This window comes from Kitasatospora sp. NPDC058444 (assembly GCF_042721415.1).
Taxonomy (GTDB): Bacteria; Actinomycetota; Actinomycetes; order Streptomycetales; family Streptomycetaceae; genus Kitasatospora.
This window is the reverse complement of the sequence record NZ_JBHXLL010000007.1, coordinates 93,076-99,470: the sequence shown is the minus strand read 5'-3', so window position 1 is coordinate 99,470 and position 6,395 is coordinate 93,076. Positions and strand designations below refer to the sequence as shown.

At 73.5% G+C, this 6,395-nt stretch carries 5 protein-coding genes; 4 read left to right on the top strand and 1 reads right to left on the bottom strand.

The features are described 5' to 3' along the window. Positions 1-345 precede the first annotated feature (345 nt). Positions 346-786, top strand: coding sequence for a hypothetical protein (locus ACFWP2_RS10880; protein ID WP_380450031.1), 441 nt, complete (start codon positions 346-348; stop codon positions 784-786). Positions 787-882: 96 nt separating this feature from the next. Here ACFWP2_RS10880 and ACFWP2_RS10875 read toward each other — a convergent pair whose 3' ends face one another. Further along, a complete protein-coding gene (locus ACFWP2_RS10875) occupies positions 883-1,563 on the bottom strand; it encodes a TetR/AcrR family transcriptional regulator C-terminal domain-containing protein (protein ID WP_380450030.1) in 681 nt (226 codons plus the stop codon). A 66-nt stretch (positions 1,564-1,629) separates the two neighbouring features. Between ACFWP2_RS10875 and ACFWP2_RS10870 the strand changes: the two genes are divergently transcribed. The 3 genes from ACFWP2_RS10870 to ACFWP2_RS10860 all read left to right on the top strand — a co-directional run bounded on the left by ACFWP2_RS10870 (position 1,630) and on the right by ACFWP2_RS10860 (position 6,319). Further along, a complete protein-coding gene (locus ACFWP2_RS10870) occupies positions 1,630-2,901 on the top strand; it encodes a beta-ketoacyl-[acyl-carrier-protein] synthase family protein (protein ID WP_380450029.1) in 1,272 nt (423 codons plus the stop codon). A gap of 389 nt (positions 2,902-3,290) precedes the next feature. Continuing rightward, positions 3,291-4,385 carry a hypothetical protein gene (locus ACFWP2_RS10865; protein WP_380450028.1) on the top strand — a complete coding sequence of 365 codons (1,095 nt, stop codon included), beginning with the start codon at positions 3,291-3,293 and terminating at the stop codon, positions 4,383-4,385. 251 nt (positions 4,386-4,636) lie between these two features. Then, positions 4,637-6,319 carry a DUF4157 domain-containing protein gene (locus ACFWP2_RS10860; protein ID WP_380450027.1) on the top strand — a complete coding sequence of 561 codons (1,683 nt, stop codon included), beginning with the start codon at positions 4,637-4,639 and terminating at the stop codon, positions 6,317-6,319. The last annotated feature ends 76 nt before the right edge of the window (positions 6,320-6,395 follow it).

Sequence of the window (6,395 nt, the reverse complement as noted above, 5' to 3'; positions counted from 1 at the left end):
ACCCCCCCGCGCCCCCCGATGCCGCCCGCCCCGGACCTCACCCCCCCCGCGCCACTGTGCGGCCTGGGCATGCCGCCTCTGTCCTGCCGGGCAAGCAGGGCCCGACGCCTTGCTCCGAGCGCAACGGAGTTCGTCGGCCACGGCCGGGAAACGACCCTCCCGCAGGTGGAGAACAGGCTGAGCCCGCGGCCCCCGCCGACGAGCGCGCCCGTACCGGAGACGAGGCCGTTGAGCTCGTCCTGGCTTGCCCCGGAGAGCAGCGGCACTCTGACGCCCCAGGGCTACGGAACGACGGCCACTATCATGATCGGGTCGAGTCGTTGAGGAAGCTGGGGATCCGACGCCATGGCCTACCGGCTCACGTTCTTCTGCCGCTCGGGCGAGGAGACCGGGCTGGCGGCGGTCAGCCGCCTCCTCGACGAACTCCTGCCCGCTGGTGCTCTCCTGATGACCGAACGGTCCGGTCCGTTCGTGGACGAGGTCGCCGTGTGCTCGCTGGCGACGAGAGGGCCCGCAGGAAGTCCCGTAGCCGACTGGCTGACCCTTGAGGTGCAGGTGGGCGTGGCGTGGATCGCGGAGTCGGTGATCGCCGCTTCGCCTGACGACGAGCACGGCATCTGGGGCTGCGACCTGCTCGCCACGGTCACTCTCAGCGGGAACGCCCCCGACTGGCCGCTCGTCGACCGCATCTGGACGGCCTTGGTCCACCTCTGGGACGCAACCCCTTGGGACGAGATGTCCGGATTCGGGATAGCAAGGGACAGGCCGGCGAGCCCGAGCAGGTAGGACCGGCGACCCCGGAGCGGTGAGGCCCTGGGGGCCCGGGCGCGCCCTGGCCGCTCGACCGACCTCGCGCCGATTCGCGGGGCAGCGCAGTCGAGTTCAGCGGCCGCGCTCGGATTCGTCGTGGATGGTCAGCGCTCCGGCGAGGTCGAGGTCGGCGACGGTGCCGTTGGCGCCGGCGCGGACGAGCAGGACGGCGCCGAGCGCGGTGCTCCAGAACGTCCGGGTCTCCACGTCGAGCGGTCGGCGGACCCCCCAGCCGCGGGCGTCGACGAGCTGGCCCACGAAGCGTCCGGACTGCCGGAACAGCAGCTGGAGGTGCCGGTCGACGACGGGGGCGAGTTCGGGCTTGGAGATCCCGGCGGCGAGGGCTCGCGCGACCGACGGGAGCGAGGGCATGGCCAGGACGGCGCGGGCGATGTTGCGCCGGAACGTCGCCGCGTCGGGGGCCTGGCGGCCGAGGCGCTCGATCCGTCGGGCGTCGTGCAGCAGGCCGAGGAAGGCGGCGTGCACGAGCAGCGAGTCCTTGGAGCCGAAGTAGTAGGTGACCTGGTTCGGGAAGACGCCCGCCGCGTTCGCGATCTCCGCGACGCTGATCTCCGCTCCGGGCCGCTCCTTGCAGAGCCGTGCGGTCGCCTCGATCAGCTGGCGCCTCGTCGCGCGGCCGCGGTCACGCGACGAGACACCGGCCGAGCGGGCGGCCGTCGGTCGGGCCGGCGTCGGTCGGGCGGCCGCCGACCGGGCCGGCGTCGGTCGGGCTTCGGTTCTCTTCTTCTCCACCCCCGAATTGTATGTGATACAACTAGGCCCGTTCGTTTGTATGGCATACAAGAAAGGCGGAAGGGCATGCACCGGACCGAAGTCGTCGTGACCGGACTCGGCGCGATCACACCGCTCGGTGGAGACGTGGAGTCCACCTGGAAGGCCCTGCTCGCAGGCGAGTCGGGCATCCGCGGCATCCGCGACGGCGCCCTGCCCGGCCACGAGGACGCCGGCCTTCCCGACACCGCCGCCGGGACGATGGCGGTCGACCCCGCCGCATCACTGCCCCCGGTGCAGGCCCGGCGGCTCGACCGCTCGCAGCAGGCGGCCCTCGTCGCCGCGGCCGAGGCCTGGGCGGACGCCGGCGCCCCGCGGGTGGACCCGGACCGGCTCGCGTCGGCGATCGGCACCGGCATCGGGGGCGTACGGACGCTGCTGAAGGAGGACGACGTCCTGGAGACGGCCGGGACGCGGCGCGTCTCGCCGCGCACGGTGCCGATGCTCATGCCCAATGCGGCGGCGGCGCTGATCAGCATCGAGTACGGCGCACGGGCCGGGTCCTACACGCCGGTCTCGGCGTGCTCCTCCGGCGCCGAGGCGATCGCCCTGGGGGCCAGGCTCATCCGCGCCGGGGAGGCGGACGTGGTCATCGCGGGCGGGACCGAGGCCGCGACCACCCCGATCACCGTCGCCGGCTTCGCCCAGGCACAGGCGCTGTCGCGGTACACCGCCGAACCCGCTTCCGCGTCCCGGCCGTTCGCCGCGGACCGCAGCGGGTTCGTCCTCAGCGAAGGCGCCGCCGTCGTGGTGCTCGAAAGCGCCGAGCACGCCGCCCGCCGGGGCGCGCACGTCCACGCGGTGCTCGCGGGAGCCGGCATCGCCGCCGACGCCCACCACATCACGGCACCCGCCCCCGACGGCTCCGGCCAGGTCTCCGCCATGCGCAAGGCCCTCGCCCAGGCCAGCCTGGCCCCCGGGCGGATCGGCCACGTCAACGCCCACGCCACCGGAACCCCGGCCGGCGACGTCGCCGAGGCGCGCGCGATCCGGGAGGTCTTCGGCCGCGCCACCGTGACCGCCCCCAAGGCGGCGCTCGGCCACCTCTTCGGCGCGGCCGGCGCGATCGAGGCGCTCATCGCCGTCCTCAGCGTGGAGCACGGCGTCATCCCGCCGACCCGCAACCTCACCGCGGCCGGCGTCGGGCCCGACATCGATCTGGACGTCGTCGCAGCGCGCCGGGACGTCCCGCAGGAAGCCGTGCTCAGCAACTCCTTCGGCTTCGGCGGGCAGAACGTCTCACTCGTCGTCACCGCCGCCCGGCAGCACGCGTCCCGCGCGGCCTCGACGACACGGTGACCCCCGCGAACGCACGCACCGACCTCCGCGGCGGGTCGCCGCCCGCTGATCGGACGTCGCAGGCCCCACACCGGTCCGCGGCGTCCGGCCAGGACCACCGGCGCTCGTGACAGGACCCCGCCCCGACCGGCGATCACCGCCGGGCCCAGGCCGCGCAGCCGGCGGTGTGCCCGGAAGAGGGCGCCCTCGTTCCGGGGGGCGGGGTCGCGAAAAGTTTCTTCGAACCGGTCTGCAACCCCCCGGCGGGATGGACGTCTATCAGGGTGAGAGGCGGGGAGAGCGAGCCGGCGGAGCCGGGGGGCTCGGGCCGGCTCCTCGGGGCGCGACATCAGGCGCCCGTTCATCCGATCACCATCACCATCACCACGTGTCCTTGGGGGGACTGTCACATGAACGCGTCCGTTATCGCCCGTATTGCGAAGATCGTCCCGCTGGCCGTCGGTGTCGCCGTCGGTGTCGCGGCCTGCGGCCCGACCAACGGCGGAGCCTCCGTCGCCGCCTCCGCCCCCTCCGCCACCCCGGCCGTCACCTCCTCGGCCACCCCCGGCGCGGGCGCCGTCCCGACCACCGAGGCCGCCGGGACCGCCGGGACCGCCACCAAGCCCGCCCCGCCGAAGGCCCCCGCCCAGTCCGGCGGAAGCGGTATCGGCATCACCTTCGGCGGTCTGAGCGAGGGCGGGAAGATCGAGCTGAACGACCTGGTTCCGTTCACCGTCACCTGGAAGAACAACGACGCCACCGGCTCCCGCGGCGTGGCCCCGGTGGTGTCGACCCAGCAGTACGAGGGCGCGCCCTGCACGATGGTGCTCGCGACGGCGGAGGGCACCCTGGAGCGCAAGGACGCCTCGGGCTGGAAGAAGCTGGACCACCTCAGCCAGGGCGGCGGGATGGACTACGCGGGCACGGGCAACGACGCGGCCTTCACCCTCGCCGCCGGCCAGAGCCGGACCATCGAGTACCGGATGCGGCTGTCCACGGCCAACCGCCCGGGCCGGATCACGATCGAGGCCGACGCCCCCGTGCCGAACTCCAAGGACTACCGCGACATGGTGAAGGCCGAGCTGAACGCCGCGGTCGTCGACCGCCACAGCCCGGAGATGATCTCGGTGATGCCGCCGGCCAAGGGCGTGATCACCACGGACCCGCTCCCGTTCGGCTTCCGGGTCTCCTCGCCCGACGGCACCACGGGCCTGCACCCCCGGGTGGCCGTGTGGAGCTCCGAGGGGCTGACCCCGAACGACGTCACGCTGGAGGCCCGGGTCGGCGAGGAGTGGAAGCCGGTCGAGCTGCGGGAGGACTGCGGCCTGGTCGCGATCGCCCCGGACGTGGCGGGCGTCCGCGACGGCAACACGGTCGAGTACACCTTCCGGGTCACGTTCAAGCAGGCCCCGAAGAACGGCGGCGACGTGGACGTTCGGGTGGGCGCGGAGTCGAACGGCCACCGGTCCGTCGAGCGGTCCGTCTTCCTGCGCGACGCACGCTGACACCGCACATCCGCGCCGCACGCAAGCACCGCACGCAAGCACCGCGCACCCGCACCGCACGCCGCTCGCCCGCACCGCGAACCGAAGGACCCGGCCTCCGACCCCCGGGTACGGCGGCTGGGCCCGGGCGGCGCGGACCGGCCGGATGTGCCCGCGGGGGCAGCGACAAGTGCCCCCGCGTACCTGGCCGGAGGCCCGCCGTGACACGTATACAGGAGGCTGAGCCGTCCTCCGCCCGGAAAGGGTCCCTCATGCACGCACGGGAAGCCGCCAGAACACCGGACGGCGCCCGCCCCGCCCGCCCGGCCGCCGGCACCGCGCGCACGGCCGCCCGCGCCGCGGCCATGCCGATGCGGCAGGGGCCGGGACTTCCGTCACCGCGGGAGGTGGCCGCCCTCCAGCGCACCGTCGGCAACGCCGCCGTGGCCCGGATGCTGGAGGAGGCCCGCCACCGGCACGGCCCGGGCTGCGGGCACCGGGAGGCGGACGGCGGCGCGGCGCCCGTGCAGCGCTCCGCCGTGCACCAGGTCCTCGGGTCGCCGGGCCGGCCGCTCGACGCCGCGCTCCGGGAGGAGATGGAGCACCGGCTGCGGGCGGACTTCTCCGACGTGCGGGTGCACACCGGCACGGCCGCGCAGCGCTCGGCGCAGGAGGTCGGCGCCCGCGCCTACACCTCGGGCAGCCATGTCGTCATCGGCGCCGGAGGAGCGGACAAGCACACCCTGGCCCACGAGTTGACCCATGTGATCCAGCAGCGCAACGGCCCCGTGGCCGGCACCGACGACGGGAACGGCCTGCGCGTCAGCGACCCGTCCGACCGCTTCGAGCGCGAGGCGGAGGCCACCGCGCGCCGGGTGATGGCGGCGCCGGTGCAGCGGTCCGTCGCCGGGCCGGACGCGCCCAGCCGCTCGCTCGACGCCCGGAGCGGGGCGACGGTGGAGGTGCAGCGGGTCGTCAACGTCGCCAAGGCGACCATCAGCAAGCCGGAGGAGACCGACAAGGTCCAGTGGAAGGCCGCGCGTCACCAGCGGCTGCCGGATGCGGAGAAGCAGGCGATCCTGGCCGAGATCGGCAGGATGGCCGAGGCGGAGGAAGCCGTACGGTTCGCCTCCTACGAGAAGCTCATCGACGAGGCCCACGCGCGGGTACGGGCGGCGAGCGGGAGGAACCTCACGCCCGTGACCCCCACCGCCATCGCCACCGGGGGCCTGCGACACGAGCTGACGATCTCCGACGAGGAGCAGGTGAAACGGCACAAGGAAGTGCGCCGGCGGCTGTCCCTGCGCGGGGTCAGCCTCGACCTGGAGGCGTTCCGCAACCGGCAGGCGATGGTGAACCCGTTCGCCTACAACGACGTGGAGGACGGCGCCTCCTACACCATCGGCGCCACCGGCAACTTCGTCCTCGGCGGCGTCCAGGAGGGCGACTACGCCCAGCTGTTCGACCTGGCCAAGGCCAAGTCCGGTCTCAGCGACCAGCAGTTGGCCAACCGGTTCATCAAGGCGCTGCTCGAAAGCGGCAGCAAGCCGTTCGACGACCTGCCCAAGGACGCCCAGAAGTACTGCGCCAAGGTCGTGGCCATCATCCAGGGCGCCGAGTTCCGCCGGGCCGCCGCCAACCCGACCACGGCCGTGGCGGCCTTCAACAAGGTTGCCGCCGGCGAGACGGCCACCCTCCACGACGCGATGAACCAGTTCACCCTGTTCGCCAAGACCGGCGGCGGATCGGCCGACTCGCAGTACCACCGCGACAGCAAGGAGCCCGACGCGGAACTCAACGCCCGCATCCTCCAGGAGTTCAGGTCTCTGGCCCAGCTCGTGTCCGCCAACGGCTTCGACCCCAACGACGAGAAGCAGTTCTACGAGGCCTGCGAGACCATCGCGGTCGGCTCGATGAACTCCTTCAAGGCCAACTTCAGCTACACGATGGCCTGAACCGACGGCCACGGCGGCGGCCCCGAGGGACCGCCGCCGCACGTCACCGACCGCTCGACACCGACCGCTCGTCACG

Bases quoted from the DNA above. Each gene is read 5' to 3' on its own strand.
- ACFWP2_RS10870 (WP_380450029.1), top strand. From the start codon at position 1,630: ATGCACCGGACCGAAGTCGTCGTGACCGGACTCGGCGCGATCACACCG.
- ACFWP2_RS10880 (WP_380450031.1), top strand. From the start codon at position 346: ATGGCCTACCGGCTCACGTTCTTCTGCCGCTCGGGCGAGGAGACCGGG.
- ACFWP2_RS10860 (WP_380450027.1), top strand. From the start codon at position 4,637: ATGCACGCACGGGAAGCCGCCAGAACACCGGACGGCGCCCGCCCCGCC.
- ACFWP2_RS10865 (WP_380450028.1), top strand. From the start codon at position 3,291: ATGAACGCGTCCGTTATCGCCCGTATTGCGAAGATCGTCCCGCTGGCC.